The sequence below is a fragment of the Sphingobium sp. FW305-3-2-15-F-TSA7 genome, assembly GCF_058787155.1.
In genome coordinates, this window is record NZ_JBYSZM010000011.1 from 10,941 (window position 1) to 29,914 (window position 18,974).

The window sequence follows — 18,974 nt, forward strand, 5'->3', positions numbered from 1 at the left end:
TGGCCATCAGACGAGCGCCTCCACCGCTGCGCGAAAGGCATCGCCCCGCGCCTCATAATCCTTGAACTGATCGAAGCTGGCGCAGGCCGGCGACAACAGCACGGTCTCGCCGGGCCGCGCGGCGTCTGCCGCGCGTGCCACGGCTGCCCGCAGATCGCCACACAGGCTGACGGGCATATGGGGGCGCAGCAGATCGGCGAACATCTCGGCGGCCTCGCCGATCGTATAGGCAGCGCGGACATGGCCGAAATGCGGCGCACAAGCGTCGAGTTCGTTGGTCTTGGCGCGCCCACCCAGGATCCAGTGGATCGCCGGAAAGGCCGCGAGTGCCGGTGCGGTCGACGTCGGGTTGGTCGCCTTGCTGTCGTTAACGAAGAGCACGTCATTGCGCTCGGCCACGCGCTCCATGCGGTGCGGCAGGCCCGGATAGCTGCGCAGCCCCTCCGCGATCGCATCTTCGTCGATGCCGAGCGCGCGGGCGACGGCGATCGCGACCGCCGCATTCTGCGCATTGTGCGGCCCTTGCAGGGTCGGCCAATCACTCTGATCGCCGGCATCGCTGCCCGCGACGCGCAGCAGGCGATGATTGACGCGCGACGCGATGGCGCGGCTGGGATCGTCTTCCGTCGCGATGACCGCGACATGGTCGGCCGACTGTAACGTGAACAGCCGTTCCTTCGACGCGGCATAGCCCGCGAACCCGTCATAACGGTCGAGATGGTCAGGCGTGATGTTGAGCAACACGGCGACGTCGCAATCGAGCGAATGGGTCAGGTCGATCTGGTAGCTCGACAGTTCGAGCACATAGACGCCACCCGCCGCCAGCGGATCCTGGCCTAGGATCGGCAGGCCGATATTGCCGCCCATCGTCGTCGGCAGGCCGGCGGTCTTCACGATATGATGGATGAGCGCGGTCGTCGTCGATTTGCCGTTGGTGCCGGTGATGCCGACCACCTTGTGCGCGGGCAGCGACGCGCGCGCCTGCGCGAACAATTCGATGTCGCCGATCACCGCTACGCCCGCGTCGCGCGCCTTTTGCGCGATCGGGTGGCGGTTGAGCGGCACGCCGGGCGAAACCACGACGCCGTCGAACCCGGCCAGGTCGATGTCCATCGGATCAGCGATCTCGACCGATGCGCCGAGCGCGGCGCGCGCCTCGGCGCGTTCGTCCCATGCGGTCACCCGCGCGCCGCTCGCCGTCAGCGCGCCGACGGTCGACAGCCCCGAGCGCGCGAGGCCCAGCACCGCATAGTTTTTTCCGGCAAAGGCGTCGGAGACGATCACCGCAGCTTCAACGTCGACAGGCCGGCCAGCGCCAGCACGATGGATACGATCCAGAAACGGATGACGACGGTCGGTTCCGACCAGCCGAGCTGTTCGAAATGATGGTGGATCGGCGCCATCTTGAACACGCGCTTGCCCGTGCGTTTGTAGAAGAACACCTGGATGATGACCGACAGCGCCTCGACGACGAACAGGCCGCCGATGATGCCCAGCACGATCTCGTGATGCGCGGTGACCGCGATCGCGCCAAGCGCGCCGCCGAGCGCGAGGCTGCCGGTATCGCCCATGAACACCGCCGCGGGCGGCGCGTTGAACCACAGAAAGGCAAGCCCGCCGCCGATGATCGCGCCGCACAATATGGTGAGATCGCCCGCCCCCGGAATGTGCGGGATGCCAAGATAGCCGGCATATTTCGCGTTGCCGACCAGATAGGCGATCAGCAGGAACGCCAGGCTGGCGATGATCACCGGGAAAGTGGCGAGGCCGTCGAGGCCATCGGTCAGATTCACCGCATTGCCGAAGGCGACGATCGTGAACGCCGCGAAGACGATATAGAACCAGCCCAGGTCGAGCGGGGGATAGTTGAGGAAGGGGACGTAGAGATGCGTGCCCGACTGGCTCAGGATCATCCAGCTCGCAATGCCCGCGATCAGGAATTCCGCCGCCAGCCGCGTCCGGCCCGAAACCCCCTTGTGGCTCGCCTTTCGCACCTTGTCGTAATCGTCGAGGAAGCCGATCGCGCCGAAGCCGAGCGTGACGAACAGGCACGCCCAGACATACATGTTGCTGATGTCCATCCACAGCAGCAGCGACAGCGAGACGGCGGTCAGGATCATCAGCCCGCCCATTGTCGGCGTGCCGCGCTTGGCGAGATGGGTCTGCGGCCCGTCGGTGCGGATGGGCTGGCCCTTGCCCTGGCGCACGCGCAGCCAGCCGATGAAGCGCGGCCCGATGATCAGCCCGATGAACAAGGCGGTCGCGATCGCCCCGCCCGTGCGGAACGAGAGATAGCGGACCAGGTTCAGCAGGCCGGGGAAACCAAGCTGTTCGGCAAGCAGATAAAGCATCAGTCCGTCCCGCCCGCCAGCGCGTCGACGACGCGGGCGAGTCCGATAGAGTTCGACCCCTTGATGAGGACCGCGTCTCCGGGCTGAAGCATTTCCGACAGGGCTTCGAGTGCCGTCGCGGCGTCGGGCACATGCGCGAAATCGACGCTGCCCTCAAGCCTTGTGGCGAGCGCAGCCATCTCGGGACCGACGAGCAGTGCGAAATCGACGTTGGCTTCCTCGATCGGCCCCGCAATCTCGGCGTGGAACCGGTCGCTCGCCTCGCCCAGCTCGCGCATCGCACCCAGCACGACCAGTCGGCGCTCGGCGATTTCCCTGCCGAGCTGGCGGATCGTCGCCACCATCGATGCCGGATTGGCGTTGTAGCTTTCGTCGATCAGCAGCACGTTGCCGCCATCGATCGGGATGCGGTGACGCGCGCCGCGTCCCTTGAGCCCGGGCATTTCGGCCAGCGCAAGCCCGGCCGCGGCCAGATCGCCGCCCATGATCTCAACCGCCGCGATCACCGCCATCGCGTTGGACACCCAGTGCATGCCGGGCTGCGAAATGGTGAAGCCCAGTTCGCCGCCGGGCAGATGCGCGGTGACCAATGTGCCGCCACTGGCGGCCGGCACGGCTTCGACCGCGCGGATATCGGCGCCCTCGCCCAGCCCGAAGGTCAGGATGCTGCCGGCAAAAGGCTGGGCCGCGGCGATCAGCCGGTCGCGATGCGGGCTGTCGAACGGCACGATCGCGGTGCCGCCAGGTTCGAGCCCCTGGAAGATCTCGCCCTTGGCGTCGGCGATCGCCTCGACGCTGGCGAAGAAGGCCTGGTGCGCGGGCGCGATGGCGGTGACGATCGCGACATGCGGACGCACCATTTGCGTCAGCGCGGCCAGTTCGCCAGCGTGATTCATCCCCATTTCGAAGATGCCGAAACGCGTCTCGGCGGGCATGCGCGACAGGCTGAGCGGCACGCCGGTATGATTGTTGTAGCTCTTGACCGAACGATGGACGCGGCCGGGCGCGGAGCGTTCGAGCGCGAGCGCCAGCGCTTCCTTGGTCCCGGTCTTGCCGACCGATCCGGTGACGCCGGCGATGCGCGCGGAGGTGCGCGCGCGGCTGGCGACACCCAGCGCTTCCAGCGCCGCCATGGTGTCGGCGGTCAGGATGTGCGGATGATCGACGGCCTGGCTGGTGATCGCCCCGGTCGCGCCGCTGGCGAATGCCTGGTCGACGAAGCGATGGCCGTCGGTCGCCTCGCCCTTCATCGCCACGAACAGGTCGCCGGGGCCGATCTCGCGAGAATCGAATGCAACGCCACCCACCGCGAAATCGGCGGATGCCGCGCCGGCAACGGCCGCGGCGATCTCGGCGGAGGTCCAGAGCGCGGTCATGCCGCGCACTCGCGCGCGACGGTGACGTCGTCGAAGGGCAGCACCAGATCGCCGACGATCTGGCCCTGTTCGTGCCCCTTGCCGGTCAGCAGCACGATATCGTCGGCCCCCGCCTCGGCGATCGCGGCGGCGATGGCCTCGCGTCGCCCCGCAACCTCGACCGCACCGGGCGCGCCAGCCATCACGTCACGCCTGATCGCGGCAGCGTCCTCGGTGCGGGGGTTATCGTCGGTGACGACAACATGGTCTGCAAGCCTGATCGCGGCAGCGCCCATTTCGGGCCTTTTGCCCTTGTCGCGATCGCCGCCGGCGCCGATCAGGATGATGATCCGGCCGCGCGCATGGGGGCGAAGCGCCGCGATCGCAGCCTCGATCGCATCGGGCGTATGCGCATAATCGACATAGACGGGCGCCCCTGCCTTGGTGACCACTGCGCGTTCCAGTCGCCCGCGTACCGGCTGTACGCGCGCCAGATTGGCAAGCACCGTCGCCAGCGGCCCGCCGGTGGCCAGCACCAGGCCGGCCGCCGTCAATGCGTTCGCGGCCTGATAGGCGCCGATCAGCGGCAGGTTCACCTTATGGGTGCCGCCCTCAGCCTCGATCGTCAGCGATTGTCCATACTGGGTGGGGGAACGGGCGATCAGCCGAAGCGTATCGCCACGCTCTCCCACACCCAGCACTCCGAGCCCCCGCTCGAGAGCCGTGCGAACCACTTTTTCCGAAGCCGGATCGTCCATCCACACCACGGCTTTTCCGCCGGGCTCGACCACTTCGGAGAACAACCGCAATTTGGCGGCCAGATAGGAGTCCATGTCGCCGTGATAATCGAGGTGATCGCGGCTGAGATTGGTGAAGGCGGCCGCCTGCACGGGCAGGCCTTCGGTACGATATTGCGACAGGCCGTGGCTCGACGCCTCGAAGGCGAGATGCGTCACGCCCTCGCGTTCGAGCCCGGCAACGTTCGACAGGAACGTGACGATATCGGGCGTGGTCAGGCCGGTCTTGGCCTGATCGCCCGCGGTGGTCACGCCCAGCGTCCCGATCGAGGCGGCATTATGCCCCGCCATGCGCCAAAGCTGGCGCGCGAGTTCGACCGTCGAGGTCTTGCCGTTGGTGCCCGTCACCGCGGCCACCGTCTCGGGATAAGGCGCGAAGAATTTGGCCGCCAGCCGCGCGAACGCCGCACGCGGTTCGGTCGCCGCGATATGGACCGCACCTTCCACCTTCGCCTCCGGCCGCGCGACGACGGCGACCGCACCGTCGGCGATCGCCTGGGCGATGAAATCCTCGCCGTTGAAACGTGCGCCGGCAAAGGCGCCGAAGATCGTGCCGGGTGCGATCTTGCGATGGTCGATCGCGAAGCCCGTCACCTGTGCGGACTCGGTGCCCCCGGTGAGCGCGCCCAATCGCATCACTCCTCGCCCTTCGCCTTCCAGAGGAGCGGAGTCAGGTCGGACACATCGACATCCTTTTTCTCGTCGGGGATGACGCCCAGCATCGGGCCGGTGCGCGCGATCACCTTCGACACCACCGGTGCCGCGGTCCAGGCCGCCGTGGTGAGGCCGAACGTCTCCGCCGTGCCCTTGGGCGCGTCGAGCATCGCGATCACCACATAGCGCGGCTTGTCCATCGGGAAGGCAGCGGCAAAGGTCGAGACATTGACGCGCTTGGAATAGCCGCCGACGCCCGGCTTCTCCGCGGTGCCGGTCTTGCCACCGACGCGGAAGCCGACGGCGTCGCCCTTGCGGCCGGTACCGTCCATCACCACCAAGCGCAGCAATTGCCGCATCCGCGCGCTGGTCGACGCGGTGAAGACGCGGCGCCCCTTGGGGATATGATCCTTGTCGAGCTTCATCACCGTCGCGGGCCGGAGGATGCCGCCATTGACGAGCGCGGCATAGGCGCTGGCCAGATGCAGCGGCGTCACCGCGATGCCATGGCCATAAGCCGTGGTCAGCGTGGTCGCGCGGCCCCAGTTGCGCGGATAGAGCGGGAAGCCCTTTTCGCGCAGATCGATCGCGGGCGCCGCCGCAAAACCGAGCTTGTGGAACAGATCCTCCATCCGCGCCTGCCCCATTTCGTCGGCGATGCGTGCGGTGACGATGTTGGAACTGTGGATCAGCGTTTCGGGCACGTTGAGCCAGCGGCCCGAGGGGTGATCGTCCTTAATCCGGAACCGGCCGATCGCGACGGGCGCGGTGGCGTCGTAGCGCTTGGCCATCGAGGTGACGACGCCACCATCGATCGCCTGGGCGATGGTCAGCGGCTTGAAGGTGGAGCCGAGCTCATAGACGCTCTGCGTCACATTGTTGCGGCGCGCCTCATCGGGCGAATTGCCGAACTTGTTGGGATTGAACACCGGCAGCGACGCCAGCGCGATCACCTCACCGGTATCGACGTCGAGCACCAGGCCGGTCGCGCCGAGCGCACTGTGCCGCGTCATCGCGGCATAAAGCTCGCTTTCCATCGCGGCCTGGACGCGGCTGTCGATCGACAGCATCACCGGGGTGCTGCGCGTGGCCGGATCGGTGAGGGTCTTGTCGAGCACCTTTTCCATGCCGATCACGCCATGGCCGTCGAAATCGGTATAGCCGAGCACATGCGCGGCAAGCGTGGTCTGCGGATAAAGCCGCTCGGGTTCGCGCGCGAATGCCATCGCCGGTTCACCCAGCGCGTTCACCGCCGAGACCAGTTCGGGCAGCGCGCGACGACGCAGATAGGTGAAGCTCTTGCCCGACCGCAGGATCGCCAGATATTCGGCTTCGGATTTCTCGGGCATCAACCGGGCAAGCTGGGGCGCGAGATCCTCGGGATCGCCAAGCAGGCGGTCGGGATGGACGCCGACCGACCAGGCATCGATGGTGCGCGCCAGCGGCACACCAAAGCGATCGACGATGTCGCCGCGGGCGGGGATGAAGGTCGAACCGACATAGCCGCGGCGCGGCGGATCGCCGAACGCGCCGAGCCAGAGCAACCGCCCGCCGATCAGCGTGCCGATGCCCAGGAACATCAGCATCAGCATCATCAGGCGCAGATGCGCGGTCGCCAGCCACTGATGCCGGGTGCCGGTGTCGCGAACGCGGTGCGGACGGGCGATCAGCGTGGTCATCGCTGCCTGCCGCTTTCCGCCCTGGCGCGGCTGGCCAGTTCGCCGATCAGCCCGTCGTCGAGCAGCTTCGCCTCGATCAGATCGATCGGCTTCTTCGCTTCCTTGCGCTTCGGTTCGGGCTTGGCGGCGGCAACAAGCACGGGCTGCGGCTTGCGCGCCTCTTCCGCCAGCACGCGACGTTCGACAGTCGCGGCAGGCCGTTCGACCGCATCGCTCGCCACCGGCGCGGCGGTCGGCACGGTCGCTGCGGCGGGCGTGCTGGTCATCGCCATCAACACCGCGCTCGGCGCGTAACGCGGCCCGGGGACGATGCCGGAGCGGTCGAGCGTCGCCAGCGCGCGCTCGTTGCCGACGAACTGATCGGCGTCGGGCGTGGTCAGCGCCAGCACTTCACCGTTCCAGCGCTCGAGCTGGCGCAGGCTGGCGCGTGTCCCCAGCTCGGTCTGGAGCTGGCGGATATCCTTGCGTGCCGAAAGGATCTGGCGGTCCACCCGCTCCAGATCGGTCCGCTCGGACGCGACCTGCGAAGTGATCATATACAGGCCCATCACCGCGCAGGTGCCCGCGGCCAGCCGCTGGAAGGACTGAAAACGCTTTGCGATCATGCCGCGCGCTCCTGTGCAGGTGCCGCAGTACGGCGCGCGACGCGCAACGTCGCCGAACGAGCGCGCGGATTGCGCGCCAGCTCGGTTTCGCCGGGGCGTATCGCCTTGCCGACGGCCTCGAAACTGGGTGCCGGACCCTTGGCGGATGCGCCCGGCAGATGGCGCGATCCCTGCGGCGCGGCGCCGCTACGATCACGCAGGAAACGCTTGACGATACGATCCTCCAGGCTGTGGAACGTCACCACCGCCAGCCGCCCACCGGGCTTGAGCGCACGCTCTGCAGCCGCCAGCCCATCCTCGAGCTCGCCAAGCTCGCGGTTGAGATGGATGCGGATCGCCTGGAAGGTCCGCGTCGCCGGATCCTTCTTGTCGTGCGGCTTGTATCCGGTGGCGCGGCGGACGATCTGCGCCAGCTCGGCGGTGCGCGCGATCGGGCGTGCGGCGACGATGGCGCGGGCGATCCGCCGGGATTTCGGCTCTTCGCCGAAGGTATAGATGACGTCCGCAATCTCCGCTTCGTCGACGGTGTTGAGGAAATCGGCAGCACTTTCGCCCGATTGCTCCATGCGCATGTCAAGCGGCCCGTCGGCCTGGAACGAGAAACCGCGCTCGGCACGGTCGAACTGCATCGACGACACGCCGATATCGAGCGCGACGCCATCGACGGCCGACACGCCGCGCTCGGCCAGCGCCTCGACCATGCGCGAGAAGCGTTCCGGCACCAGGATCAGCGCGCCGCCGCTTTCGTCGACCAGCGCGGCACCTTCGCGGATCGCATCGGGATCGCGGTCGAAAGCGAAGACCTGCGCCCCCCCGGCAAGCATCGCACGGGTATAGCCGCCTGCACCGAACGTGCCGTCGACATGCACCTCACCCGGCGCGATCGCCAAAGCGGCGATCACTTCGTCGAGCAGCACCGGGACGTGCGGACCGGCATTGTCGGGCATTGCCACGTGGAGAGCGGGTGCGGTCATTTCGCCCCCCGCTGTTCGAGGAAGAATTCCAGCGCGATCTTCGCTTCCTCGGGCACGAGATCCGAGTCCATGGCGAGGGTCGGATTCCAGATCTCGATATAGTCGCCGACGCCGTAGAAATAGGCGAGGTCCTCGAGCTTGCCGAGGCGGCGGACAAGCGGCGAGATGATGAAGCGACCCGACGTGTCGAAGGGCACGGTCTCGATCGTGGCGAAGGCCTGGCGCGCTAGATATTCGCGCGTGACCGTCGGATCCTTGCGCTCAGCATAGTCGCGCTCGAGCGTTTCGGGGATGCGCTTGATATAGGGTTTGTCGAAACAGGTCAGACAGGGCGCATTGCGGCTGCGAACCAGGCCGATCTCGGGTGCGCCGCCGCTGTTTTCGAGGATCAATCCGCGGAGCTGGGCAGGAATCGCGACTCGCCCTTTGGCGTCGATCGCGCTCAGCCCCCCTCCGACATAGATCTCCCTGTTCGTCACCGTCGGCTCGCCCTTGCACCCAGGCCAGCCTTCCCCGTTCGGAAAAACGGCATCGCCGCTTCCGCGCATCATCGCTGCTTGGGGAGACCCCGCCTGTGTGCATTAGGTATCAGGGGCAGTGCGGGGAATAAAGGGGTTTTCTAGGGATTTCTAGGGACAGAAGTAACATATTGATTTTACTACTTATTTTATGGATCCAAAATCACACTTCACACGCAATATTTGAATCGTTCCTATTATGTTCGTAGTTTCCGTTGAAGAATCGACCGAATCCGCAAGTGAAACGCCCCAAATTCAAGACGAACGGCATGACGAGAACTATGGAGTCGGAACGTGTCCCGTGAAAACCCCAGCCGGACCCCAACCCTTATCAAGGCCCCGGATCAGGGGCCCTTGCGCTTCGACGGATCCGCCGGTGCGGCATTATTGTCGGATGCGGTGCTGGGCGCGACGCCCAGCTCGGCCAGCGGTTCCTTGGGCAGCTCCTCGTCGGCGAGCTTGTTGCCGACCAGTTCGGGCAGCCCGTTCGGCACCTCGACATCGGCCTGATCCTGGACAGGCCTCTCATCGCTGGCGGAGCGCGTCAACGCCCCTGCGCCCATCACCACCAGGAAAACCGCCGCCAGGCCGGTAACGCCGATGCGCACCCGCTGGAGCCGTTCCTGACGATCGGTGTCATGCGATCCTGCCGTCACGCCATCGACGATAGTCGAGCGGAATCGCTTTGTCGAATATCGGATCAGTTGGTCCTGAGCGAAGCCGGGACGACGAGCCCCTTCGATTCAAGCCATTCAGCATTGTAGAGCGTCGACAGATAGCGGAATCCGGTGTCGCACAGGATCGTCACGATCGTCTTGCCCGGACCCATCTGCCGCGCCAGCGCGATCGCACCGGCCACATTGATGCCCGAGGACAGGCCGAGGCACAGCCCCTCCTCCTCGAGCAGGCGATGCACCTGGACGAGACCCGCCGCATCGGAGATGCGGAACTGCGCATCGACCGGTGCGCCCTCCAGATTGGCGGTGATGCGGCCCTGCCCGATCCCTTCGGCGACCGAGCTGCCCTCGGCCTTGAGCTCGCCACAGGCATAATAGCTGTAGAGCGCCGCGCCGTCCGGATCGCTCAGCGCGATCACGATGTCGTCGCGCTTCGCCTTCAATCCCATGCCGACCCCGGCAAAGGTGCCGCCCGTCCCGACAGCGCAGGTGAAGCCGTCCACCTTGCCCTCGGTCTGCGCCCAGATCTCTTCCGCCGTGCCCAGTATGTGGGCCTTGCGGTTGGCGATATTGTCGAACTGGTTGGCCCAGAGCGCATTTTCGGTCTCTTCGGCGATCCGGCGAGAGGTGTGAACGAAATGCCCCGGATTCGAATAGGGCGCGGCGGGCACGAGCACCAGTTCGGCACCGAGCGCACGCAGCGTGTCCATCTTTTCGCGGCTCTGCGTCTCGGGCATGACGATGATCGTCTTATAGCCCTTAGCGTTGGCAACGAGGGCCAGGCCGATACCGGTATTGCCAGCCGTTCCCTCGACGATCGTGCCGCCGGGGCCGATCAGCCCCTTCTCTTCCGCGTCGTTGACGATGAACAGCGCGGCACGATCCTTCACCGACGCGCCCGGATTGGCGAATTCGCATTTGGCGAGGATCTCGCAGCCCGTCTCGGCGCTGGGCCCGGCCAGACGGACGAGCGGGGTGTTGCCGATGAGCGAAAGCGTGTCGGGAGAGACGGTCATGCGCGGGTCACTGAAGCCTGATCGTTCGAGGAAGGGTCTTATGTTCGATCTAGGGCGAAAGCGGCGCGACGCCAAGCAAGGCTTTGCAGGGCGGGATTCAGCAGGGCTTGTCTCCGGATCGACCGATGCCGGCACGTGCGAGATGCGATGCCAGCTTGCCGGACAACGCCAGGAAGAACATCCGGTAATCGCTGACCAGCGACCAGAGCGGATGGGTGAAGGTCGCCGGCCGGTTTCGTTCCACCATGAAATGCGCGGCCCAGGCAAAACCATAGCCCGCGATCGGCACCGCCAGCCACCACCAGCCGCCCCGGGACAATGCCAGCCCCGCAAAGACGAAGGTCAGCGCCGTCCCGACATAATGAAGCCGCCGCGTGGCGGGCCGGGCGTGCTCACGCAGATAATAGGGCCAGAAATCGGCATAGCGCGTGATCGGCCTGTCCATGCCCCATCGTAACGCAGCGGCATGCGCGCCGCAAATTCAGGCCGCGATCATCAACCTGTCGCGCCCCGCATTCTTCGCGGCATAAAGCGCGGTGTCCGCCGCCTTCAGCACACGTTCGGGATTGGCATGGCCGTCGAATCTGGCGACACCCGCGCTCACCGTCACCCGGATGCTCGCCGTTCCCCAGAACAAGGCGGTCTCGCCCACCGCGATGCGGAGCCGGTCGCAGATATAGTGCGCCTGATCGATCGTCACGCCGGGAAGGATGATCGCGAATTCCTCACCGCCCAGTCGCCCGATCAGATCGGAATCGCGCACCGTCCGCTTGGCGATCGACGCGAAGCTTTCGAGCACCTGATCGCCGGCGTCATGGCCATAGGTATCGTTGACCCGTTTGAAGTGATCGACGTCGAAGATCGCGAGGCACCCGTTCAGCCGCGAGCCCCGCGCCTCGGCGAGCCGCCGGTTGAACTCCGCGTTGAAGCCGCGCCGATTGAACAATCCGGTCAGCGGATCGATGGTTGCCGCGCGCGTCAGTTCGGCCTCGACCAGCTTGCGATGGGAAATGTCGCGGATGGCGCTGACGACGCCGACGATCCTGCCATTCTCGTCGGGAACGCTGCGTGTCGTGGTCTCGAACCAGCGCACGGATCCGTCTGCCGTCACGCCCCGATATTCGACCATGAAGGTCTGGGCGGGCGCACCGAGCGCGGCGACATGGACCGTGCGGACACGTTCCCGGTCCTCGGCTATCACCAGTTCGATCACGGGCGTGCCCATCAGCGCCTCGACCGAATAGCCGCCGATCTGGACTATGGAGGGCGACACGTAGCGAATGATGCCGCCCGGATCGAGATTCATCACGATATCGGTCGAATTGTCGGTCATCAGCCGATAGCGCGCCTCGCTGTCGCGCAGCCGGTCGCCCAGCCGCTTGCGACGCTTGAGTTCCGCGGCGACCGGCAAGGCGGAGAGCACCGTCGCGGCCAGGTAGAATTGGAAGAACTGGACATGCGCCAGCGTACCGCCTTCGATCAGATAGATCGGCCCCATCCCACGCGCGGTGAGCGTGCCGCCGATGATCGCGATCAGCACCACCGAGACCGCGGCCCCCAACCGGCCGAGCCAGAACGTCGCCAGGATCACCGGCAGGATCGGCAGGAACAGGACGGGAAACCGGTTCTGCACGAAGACCGCCAAGGTGGTCGCGGCGACCAGCGTCAGCACCGCGATCCCCTCGCTCAACTGTCGACGACCGGCCCCGCCGACCCAGCGCTTGATGTCGCCGTTCAGGACAAAGGCGAAGACCGGAAAGAAGGCGAGTGCGCCGAGCGCATGGCCGAGATACCAGTTGACGATGTTCGACCAGAGCGGCGTCGCCGAAGCGAGCGATGCGGTCAGGCCGCCGGCGAGCGCACCCAGGATCGGCCCCGCAAAGCCGGCGGCAAGCACGAAGGCCGAGAATTGCGAAAGCGAGCCCAGCGCATCCTTGCGCAACCGCCAGCGTGCGAGCAGCGCCGCCGAAACCGCGACCTCCGCCATGTTCGACATTGCCAGCGGCAGTGCCGGACCGAAGCCCAGGCCGAAGACCGTCGTCGCCGCCATCCCCGCCACGCCGCAGGCCAGCATCGGCGCGGCCCAGTCGCGAAAGAGCCGGGACGACAGCGCGGCGAGCAGCAGGGCATTGGCAATCCAGAGGCAGGCGACGCCACCCTCGAAACGGGTCAGCGCGACCGCAGCGCTCGCCGCCACGAAATAGGCCAGCCCAAGCAGGGCCGCACGGCGACGGCGAGCGGCGGTACCGAAGGAACGCGACGCAAACATCGTCGCGGTCATAGCGGCTCGCAGTTAACGAAGGTTAACGACACAGCCCGAAATGGCCGGGTTCGGCCAAATCCGCCCCGGCTTCGGCCAATATTGTTCACTTTATGTTCTTATAGTGATAGCGTCCGCACCCGAAGATGCAGACCGAGTCGCCCCCAAGCACGGGCAAGCCCCTCACCTTTCCGCCGCGGCCGCTGCGCTGGCTCTATGTCGACCTGAACAGCTATTTCGCCGCGGTCGAACAGCAGCTCCAGCCCGCACTGCGCGGCAAGCCGGTCATCGTGGCGCCGGTGGGAAGTGACACGACCGTCGCCATTGCCGCTTCGGTCGAAGCCAAGCGCTACGGCATTTCCACCGGAACCCCGGTCTGGGAAGCGAAACGCCGGTGCCGCGACATCATCGTCACCCCGGCCAGGCACATGGAATATGTCCGTTTCCACGACGCCATCGTGGCCGAAGTCGAGCGGCACGTGCCGGTCCATGCGGTCTGCTCGATCGATGAGGTCGCCTGTCGCCTGCTCGACAACGAGAATGACGAGGCCGGCGCACATGCCCTTGCATGCCGCATCAAGGCCGGGATCCGCGCCCATGTCGGAGACTGCCTGACCGCGTCGGTCGGGATCGCGCCCAATCGGCTGCTCGCCAAGCTTGCCTCGGACATGGTGAAGCCCGACGGACTCACCATATTGCGCGCGGAGGAACTGCCCGACCGGCTGTTCGACCTGCCGCTGCGCGCGATCGCCGGGATCGGCGCGAAGATGGAACGGCGCCTCGCCCGGGACGGGATCAACGATATCGCCCAGCTCTGCGCACGCCGGCCGCGCGACGCCGGCAATGCCTGGGGCGGCGTCAACGGCGACAGGCTCTGGTATCTGCTGCACGGCGTCGATCTGCCGAACAAGCCCACCCAGCATCGCACGATCGGACACAGCCATGTGCTGTCGCCAGCCAAGCGCGGGATCGAAGCGACGCGGCTCACCGCGCGCCGGCTCGCGCTCAAATGCGCCAGCCGGCTGCGGCGCAAGGCCTGTCGCGCCCGGCTGCTCGTGCTCCATGCCAAGTTCGAGGACGACAAGAGCAACTGGCGCGCCAGTCACAAGCTGCCCGCGACGCAGGACAGTTTCGCGATCCTCGCGGCACTCGAAAAACTGTGGCTGCGGCTGCGCGATGCCGGGTGTGCGCGGCGTGGCGGTTTTCGGATGCGCATGGTGGGCGTCACCATCGCCGAGATCGAACCCGTCGACGGTGAACAGGCATCGCTTTTCGCGCATCTCGATCCCGACGATCCGCTGGCGCGCGGCACCCGAAACCTTGCGCTGAGTTGCGCCATGGACCGGATCAACGAGCGATTCGGGCGCAATGCGGTCAGCGTCGGGCCGCTTCATGGCGGCCGGATCGACCATGTCGGTGCGCGCATCGCGTTCGGACGTATCCCCAGCTTGGCTGAATTCCACGAATAGACACGTTACAACGCAACATTATTGCGCCGCACAAGGAAAATCGCCGACTGTCATGGATGTGAACTTGACGAATGGCGCCGCAGCCGCAAAGCGTCTGCCCACTATGAACATTCGATTCACCCTCCCCATCGCCGCGGCCTCCGCGCTTCTCGCCCTTGCGGCGTGCTCCACTGAGCCCGAGACCATCGTCGGCGGCGGTACGCCGGACGACATGGCGGCGGAACTCGCCAACGCGGCGCCGGTCGAGCTGCCGCCCTCGGTGAAGGAGAGCAAGAGCTATCGCTGCAAGGACAGCAGCATTGTCTACATCGACTGGCTGTCGGGCGACAAATCGGCCAACGTCCGCACCGAGAAGGGCGGCATGCCGACCCTCGTCAAGGCGGAAGAGGCCGGCAAGCCGATGGTCGCCGAGGGCTATTCGCTGGAAGGCAGCAAGTCGGCCATCACGATCACGCTTCCGGGCAAGGGCAGCCAGAGCTGCAAATCCTGATCATTCCGTCCCATTGAACGCAAAGGGGCCGGCGGAGCGATCCGACCGGCCCTTTTCTTTGAGAAGCCGATCTCGCCCCATGGCGGCCGCAGTTTTTCGTCACCCTGAACTCGTTTCAGGGTCCATGTTCAAACAGACGCAGCGTTTCGAGTTGCAGCATGACGATGTAGGTCGCGCCCGCCAAAGGGCATATCGCCAGCCCAACGTTCCGCCTCAGCGCAAACCGATCACCCGCTTGCCACGGCCCGACGACGCCCAGAGAGATTCGGCCATGCTGGGCTCGATCGTCTGGAAGGGCGCGACCAGCGCGCAGGCGTCGGCGATCGGCAGCGGGTGCGAGAACAGATAGCCCTGGCCATATTTCAGCCCGAGACCGCGCAATATGCCGAGCTGGGTCTCGGTCTCGATCCCTTCGGCGATGATGTTGATGTCCAGGCTGGCGCCCAGGTTGATGATCGCGGTCACGATCGCGAGATCGTCCTTGCTTTCCGCCAGCGTGCGAATGAACGACTGATCGATCTTCAACGTGTCCACCGGCAACTGCCGCAAATGGACCAGCGAGGCATAGCCCGTCCCGAAATCGTCGAGCGCGATCTTGAAGCCGAGCTTGTCGAGCGTACGGACGGTTTCGGAGACCGTGTCGACCTGCCGGCCGAGGAAGACACCCTCGGTCACCTCGATCATGACTTCGCTGAACGAGATGCCGGCATCGGCGATGCGGTTGGTCAGCCGATCGACGAAAGTGGTGCTGCGGAACTCGGCGGTCGAGAAATTGACGCTGACCGTACCCAGATCGGTGCCCTGCTGCTTGGCGCGCACCATATCGGCCAGCACCGCGCGTAGCATCGCGTCGCCGATCGCCTCGGCCACGCCGGCATCCTCGAACGCCGCCGCGATGCTGGACGGCGCGCAGATCCGGCCCTGGCGATCCTTGCGGCGCAGCAGCGCCTCGAACCCGATCGGGCGATTGCCCTCCAGCGAGACCTGCATCTGATAATAGGGAATGATCGAATCGGTCTCGACCGCCTTGCGGCCGAGATTGATCATCGCGACGCGGCGCTGCGTCTCCTGCTTCATGTCGAGCGAGAAGATCGTCATCTGGCCGCGGCCCCGCGCCTTGGCCTGGTAAAGCGCGATATCGGCGTTCTTGAACAGCTCGGTCGGACTCTGGCCATGGAAGGGGAAGATCGAGGCACCGATCGAGACACGGCATTCCACGCTCTGACCGTTGACCGTCACGGGATCGCGCAACGCTTCGAAGATCGTGCCGCTGACGTCGTGGAGTTCGCTCAACGGGCCATCGAACGGCAGGATGATCGCGAATTCGTCGCCGCCGATGCGCGTGAGCAGCGCCTTTTCCGGCAGCACGCGCCCGATCAGGTCGGCAAAGGCCATCAGCAGCGAATCGCCGGCATCATGGCCGAGCACGTCGTTGACGTCCTTGAAATTGTCGACGTCGGCCAACAGGATCGCGACCTTCAGGCCCAGCTTATTCTCTTCGCGGATGATCCGTTCGAGCTGGCGATTGAAGACCATGCGATTGGGCAGGCGCGTCAGCGCATCATGTTCGGCGGTCCAGCGGATCTGCTGCTCGATCAGGACATGATCGTCGATATCCTCGCTGTAACCGAACCAGCGGATGACCTTGCCATTGTCGTCGCGCAGCGGATAGGCGGTTGCGCGCATCCAGCGATAGGCGCCCGCCGCCGTCCGCACACGACAGCGCACATCGAGCACGGTTCCGGTCGTCACGGAATGGATCACGCGCTCCTGCGTCACCGCCATATCGTCGGGGTGCACGACGAGCGCCCAGCCGCCGCCGACCAGTTCCTCCTGCGTGCGTCCGGTGAATTTCTCATAGCGTTCGGTGAAGGCGATGATGTTGCCGTTCGCGTCCGCCAGCCAGGGAAGCTGCGGGTTGAGTTCGACCGTGTGGCGCAGGTGATCGCGCTCGGTCTCCAAGCTTTCGACATATTCGGTCTGCGCGGTGTTGTCGCGCATCACGACGAAATAGCCTTCGCCCTTCTCGTCGGGAGACAGGCTCATCTTGATGAAGCGACGCGCCGCCGTGCCGGCCGTGATCGGCACCACCATCTCGCCGCCCGGTTCGCCGTTGCCGGCGAGTTGCTGGTCGAAGAAGCGGACGAGCGCACGCCGCTTGCGGCGGTCCACCGACCGCAGCGCCTGTTCGATCGAAACGGTGGTCGAGCGTGCGCCGAGCAACGCGCGGGCGGCGTCACCGAGCACGAGCTGCCGCTCCGCGCGCAGCAGATACGCCATCGCGACGCCCGCATCCGCGAGCGCTGCGCGAATCGGCGCAGGGACATCCTCGATCCGTTCGAGCACGCGTTTCACGCGGTCGGGATCGAGCGTCGCAAAGGTGGAGCGCTCGTTCGTCATGTCCCCGTCATGGCTGGCACCCGGATCATCGTTATCCCCATTAAGGCGCGGGGCCCTGCAAATCGGTTAACGCATCTGTAAATTCCTGCTTCGGTCTTTTTTAACGTAACGCAGCGATAACCATCGCATCGACAGAGGATGCCATGGCGCGAGCGACCCGCCCCGTTACCAAACACGATGAACGGCCCGCGCCCGTAACAATGGGTGCGCTTCATGCGCGCGCGCAGGCCGCGGAAACGCTCGAAGACCTTATCGAAGCCTTCACCGCATCGATCGCCGCCGATGGCTTCCGATCGCATTTCTGCTTTGAAATCGGTGAAGACGGCGACGTCGAACCGCTGTTCGGCGACGCCGATTCGCTCCCGGTGCAGCGCGCGCCGGGCGAAGCGGCGGCGGTGCGGCCGGGCTATCTGCTGCTGCCCCTGCAATGCTGGCATGAAGCCGACCTGTTCATCGGCCTGGGCGGGCGGCGCATTCCGATCGGTCCGACGCTACGTGCGTCGCTCCAGGGTCGCGCCGAAGTCTATGCCACCTATGGCATGGCGCTGCTCGAGCGCGAACGCGACGTGATGACTTCGTCCGGAATGGGCCTGGCCCAGCGTCAGTGCCTCGCCCGGCTGCTGACCGGAGAACGCGATCCGCAGATCGCCGAGGCGCTTGGCCTGACCCCGCTCGCCGTACGCGGACATATTGAAAGCGCTATGAAATTCCTGTCGGCACGCACGAGAGCAGAGGCGGTTTCGATCGCCGCACGGCGCGGCTGGCTGGCCGGTCTCGATCGCGAGCCGGAGATTCTTTTCGCACCGAATTAGATGTAATATGGTTAACTGATTGATAACCACCTGCATTTCGATCTAGACTCCGGTGAAACAAATCAGGGGTCTTCGTCACCGTGGTCATGCATCTGATCAATGCAGGCAATCAGCATCTCTACGGGCCCGAGCTCGAGGACCTGTATCGCGCGCGAAAGCAGATCTTCGTCGACGGTTTCGGCTGGGATCTGAAGCTCACCAACGGCATGGACATCGACCAATATGACGATGCGCGTGCGGAATATGTCGTCGGATATGATTCGGCCCATAATTCGGTGATGTCGCTCCGGCTGCGCCCGACCGATGACATCTCGCTGCTCGGCGATCTGTTCGGCCATACCCTGCCCGCCGATATGCGTCCGCTGACCGATGGCCGGACCTGGGAAGCGACTCGCGGCTTCTGCCTGGAATATGGCCGCAAGCCATGGAACATGCAGCGCAAGGGCGCCTGCATGTCGGCGCCGTTCGAGATCATGCTGGCCCGCGGCCTCGATCGGCTGGTCGCCTTCACCGACACGCGCATGTTCACGTTCGTCGTCAATATGGGCTGGCAGTTCCGCATTCTCGGCGACGCGGTTCCCTATGGCGAAGGATCGGGCTTCGCGCTCGAGGTCGATGTGAATGAAGCACTCGTCAAATCGATGCGCGAGATGTGGGGGTTGCCGGGTCCCGGCTATGTCTATGTCGAATCGCTCGAACCCGGCGAGACCGTGCATATCGCCGCCATGCGGCTGGCCCGCGCGCAGGGCATCGATTTCCTCGCCGCGCGCGACGATCTCAGCCGCCTGCGCCGCGATCGTTCCAAGCCGGTGGCGGAAGCGGCAGCCGCGGCCTGAAGCAAGCCCGGCCGAAGTTTCGGGATCGGCACTTTACCTCCGTTGGGGCCGAGCCTGAGACGATCAAGGTCTAGTCGAAGC

17 protein-coding genes are annotated in these 18,974 nt (G+C 65.6%); 4 read left to right on the top strand and 13 right to left on the bottom strand.

What is annotated here, in order from left to right:
- Positions 1–6: 6 nt before the first annotated feature.
- The 12 genes from murD to AC3WN8_RS10545 form a co-directional block, all read right to left on the bottom strand.
- Positions 7–1,284: a UDP-N-acetylmuramoyl-L-alanine--D-glutamate ligase gene (gene murD, locus AC3WN8_RS10490; RefSeq protein ID WP_492669357.1), complete on the bottom strand. Its 1,278-nt coding sequence runs from the start codon at positions 1,282–1,284 to the stop codon at positions 7–9.
- Positions 1,281–2,351 carry a phospho-N-acetylmuramoyl-pentapeptide-transferase gene (gene mraY / locus AC3WN8_RS10495; RefSeq protein WP_492669358.1) on the bottom strand — a complete coding sequence of 357 codons (1,071 nt, stop codon included), beginning with the start codon at positions 2,349–2,351 and terminating at the stop codon, positions 1,281–1,283. The genes murD and mraY overlap by 4 nt, the downstream gene beginning before the upstream one ends.
- Entirely contained in the window at positions 2,351–3,727 is a 1,377-nt protein-coding gene (locus AC3WN8_RS10500) for a UDP-N-acetylmuramoyl-tripeptide--D-alanyl-D-alanine ligase (protein ID WP_492669359.1), read from the bottom strand. The genes mraY and AC3WN8_RS10500 overlap by 1 nt, the downstream gene beginning before the upstream one ends.
- Entirely contained in the window at positions 3,724–5,139 is a 1,416-nt protein-coding gene (locus AC3WN8_RS10505) for a UDP-N-acetylmuramoyl-L-alanyl-D-glutamate--2,6-diaminopimelate ligase (RefSeq protein ID WP_492669360.1), read from the bottom strand. Before AC3WN8_RS10505 ends, AC3WN8_RS10500 begins: the two co-directional genes overlap by 4 nt.
- On the bottom strand, positions 5,139–6,836 hold the full coding sequence (locus AC3WN8_RS10510) for a peptidoglycan D,D-transpeptidase FtsI family protein (RefSeq protein ID WP_492669361.1): 1,698 nt from the start codon (positions 6,834–6,836) through the stop codon (positions 5,139–5,141). Before AC3WN8_RS10510 ends, AC3WN8_RS10505 begins: the two co-directional genes overlap by 1 nt.
- Positions 6,833–7,441, bottom strand: coding sequence for a colicin transporter (locus tag AC3WN8_RS10515; RefSeq protein WP_492669362.1), 609 nt, complete (start codon positions 7,439–7,441; stop codon positions 6,833–6,835). Before AC3WN8_RS10515 ends, AC3WN8_RS10510 begins: the two co-directional genes overlap by 4 nt.
- Entirely contained in the window at positions 7,438–8,415 is a 978-nt protein-coding gene (gene rsmH, locus AC3WN8_RS10520) for a 16S rRNA (cytosine(1402)-N(4))-methyltransferase RsmH (RefSeq protein ID WP_492669363.1), read from the bottom strand. Before rsmH ends, AC3WN8_RS10515 begins: the two co-directional genes overlap by 4 nt.
- Positions 8,412–8,894, bottom strand: coding sequence for a division/cell wall cluster transcriptional repressor MraZ (locus AC3WN8_RS10525; RefSeq protein ID WP_492669364.1), 483 nt, complete (start codon positions 8,892–8,894; stop codon positions 8,412–8,414). Before AC3WN8_RS10525 ends, rsmH begins: the two co-directional genes overlap by 4 nt.
- A 383-nt stretch (positions 8,895–9,277) precedes the next feature.
- Entirely contained in the window at positions 9,278–9,589 is a 312-nt protein-coding gene (locus tag AC3WN8_RS10530) for a hypothetical protein (RefSeq protein WP_492669365.1), read from the bottom strand.
- A gap of 44 nt (positions 9,590–9,633) precedes the next feature.
- Positions 9,634–10,626, bottom strand: coding sequence for a cysteine synthase A (locus AC3WN8_RS10535; RefSeq protein WP_492669366.1), 993 nt, complete (start codon positions 10,624–10,626; stop codon positions 9,634–9,636).
- A gap of 97 nt (positions 10,627–10,723) precedes the next feature.
- Positions 10,724–11,071, bottom strand: a complete 348-nt coding sequence (locus AC3WN8_RS10540) for an Mpo1-like protein (protein WP_492669367.1) — start codon at positions 11,069–11,071, stop codon at positions 10,724–10,726.
- 36 nt (positions 11,072–11,107) lie between these two features.
- Positions 11,108–12,907 (bottom strand): GGDEF domain-containing protein, encoded by a 1,800-nt coding sequence (locus tag AC3WN8_RS10545; RefSeq protein ID WP_492669368.1) that lies wholly within the window; start codon positions 12,905–12,907, stop codon positions 11,108–11,110.
- A gap of 125 nt (positions 12,908–13,032) precedes the next feature.
- On the opposite strand from AC3WN8_RS10545, the gene AC3WN8_RS10550 reads away from it, so the two are divergent.
- Together AC3WN8_RS10550 and AC3WN8_RS10555 are read left to right on the top strand one after the other, a co-directional pair.
- Positions 13,033–14,355, top strand: a complete 1,323-nt coding sequence (locus AC3WN8_RS10550; RefSeq protein ID WP_492669369.1) for a DNA polymerase Y family protein — start codon at positions 13,033–13,035, stop codon at positions 14,353–14,355.
- A gap of 109 nt (positions 14,356–14,464) precedes the next feature.
- Complete coding sequence (locus tag AC3WN8_RS10555; RefSeq protein ID WP_492669513.1) at positions 14,465–14,845, top strand: hypothetical protein; 381 nt, start codon at positions 14,465–14,467, stop codon at positions 14,843–14,845.
- Between the two features lie 213 nt (positions 14,846–15,058).
- On the opposite strand, the gene AC3WN8_RS10560 is transcribed toward AC3WN8_RS10555, so the two are convergent.
- On the bottom strand, positions 15,059–17,245 hold the full coding sequence (locus AC3WN8_RS10560; RefSeq protein ID WP_492669370.1) for a putative bifunctional diguanylate cyclase/phosphodiesterase: 2,187 nt from the start codon (positions 17,243–17,245) through the stop codon (positions 15,059–15,061).
- Positions 17,246–17,388: 143 nt separating this feature from the next.
- On the opposite strand from AC3WN8_RS10560, the gene AC3WN8_RS10565 reads away from it, so the two are divergent.
- Positions 17,389–18,057, top strand: coding sequence for a helix-turn-helix transcriptional regulator (locus tag AC3WN8_RS10565; protein ID WP_492669371.1), 669 nt, complete (start codon positions 17,389–17,391; stop codon positions 18,055–18,057).
- An 86-nt stretch (positions 18,058–18,143) separates the two neighbouring features.
- Positions 18,144–18,893 carry an acyl-homoserine-lactone synthase gene (locus AC3WN8_RS10570; protein ID WP_492669514.1) on the top strand — a complete coding sequence of 250 codons (750 nt, stop codon included), beginning with the start codon at positions 18,144–18,146 and terminating at the stop codon, positions 18,891–18,893.
- Positions 18,894–18,974: the final 81 nt, after the last annotated feature.

Bases quoted from the DNA above. Each gene is read 5' to 3' on its own strand.
- mraY (WP_492669358.1), bottom strand. From the start codon at position 2,351: ATGCTTTATCTGCTTGCCGAACAGCTTGGTTTCCCCGGCCTGCTGAAC.
- AC3WN8_RS10500 (WP_492669359.1), bottom strand. From the start codon at position 3,727: ATGACCGCGCTCTGGACCTCCGCCGAGATCGCCGCGGCCGTTGCCGGC.
- AC3WN8_RS10505 (WP_492669360.1), bottom strand. From the start codon at position 5,139: ATGCGATTGGGCGCGCTCACCGGGGGCACCGAGTCCGCACAGGTGACG.
- AC3WN8_RS10510 (WP_492669361.1), bottom strand. From the start codon at position 6,836: ATGACCACGCTGATCGCCCGTCCGCACCGCGTTCGCGACACCGGCACC.
- AC3WN8_RS10515 (WP_492669362.1), bottom strand. From the start codon at position 7,441: ATGATCGCAAAGCGTTTTCAGTCCTTCCAGCGGCTGGCCGCGGGCACC.
- rsmH (WP_492669363.1), bottom strand. From the start codon at position 8,415: ATGACCGCACCCGCTCTCCACGTGGCAATGCCCGACAATGCCGGTCCG.
- AC3WN8_RS10535 (WP_492669366.1), bottom strand. From the start codon at position 10,626: ATGACCGTCTCTCCCGACACGCTTTCGCTCATCGGCAACACCCCGCTC.
- AC3WN8_RS10540 (WP_492669367.1), bottom strand. From the start codon at position 11,071: ATGGACAGGCCGATCACGCGCTATGCCGATTTCTGGCCCTATTATCTG.
- AC3WN8_RS10545 (WP_492669368.1), bottom strand. From the start codon at position 12,907: ATGACCGCGACGATGTTTGCGTCGCGTTCCTTCGGTACCGCCGCTCGC.
- AC3WN8_RS10550 (WP_492669369.1), top strand. From the start codon at position 13,033: ATGCAGACCGAGTCGCCCCCAAGCACGGGCAAGCCCCTCACCTTTCCG.
- AC3WN8_RS10560 (WP_492669370.1), bottom strand. From the start codon at position 17,245: ATGACGAACGAGCGCTCCACCTTTGCGACGCTCGATCCCGACCGCGTG.
- AC3WN8_RS10565 (WP_492669371.1), top strand. From the start codon at position 17,389: ATGGCGCGAGCGACCCGCCCCGTTACCAAACACGATGAACGGCCCGCG.
- AC3WN8_RS10570 (WP_492669514.1), top strand. From the start codon at position 18,144: ATGCATCTGATCAATGCAGGCAATCAGCATCTCTACGGGCCCGAGCTC.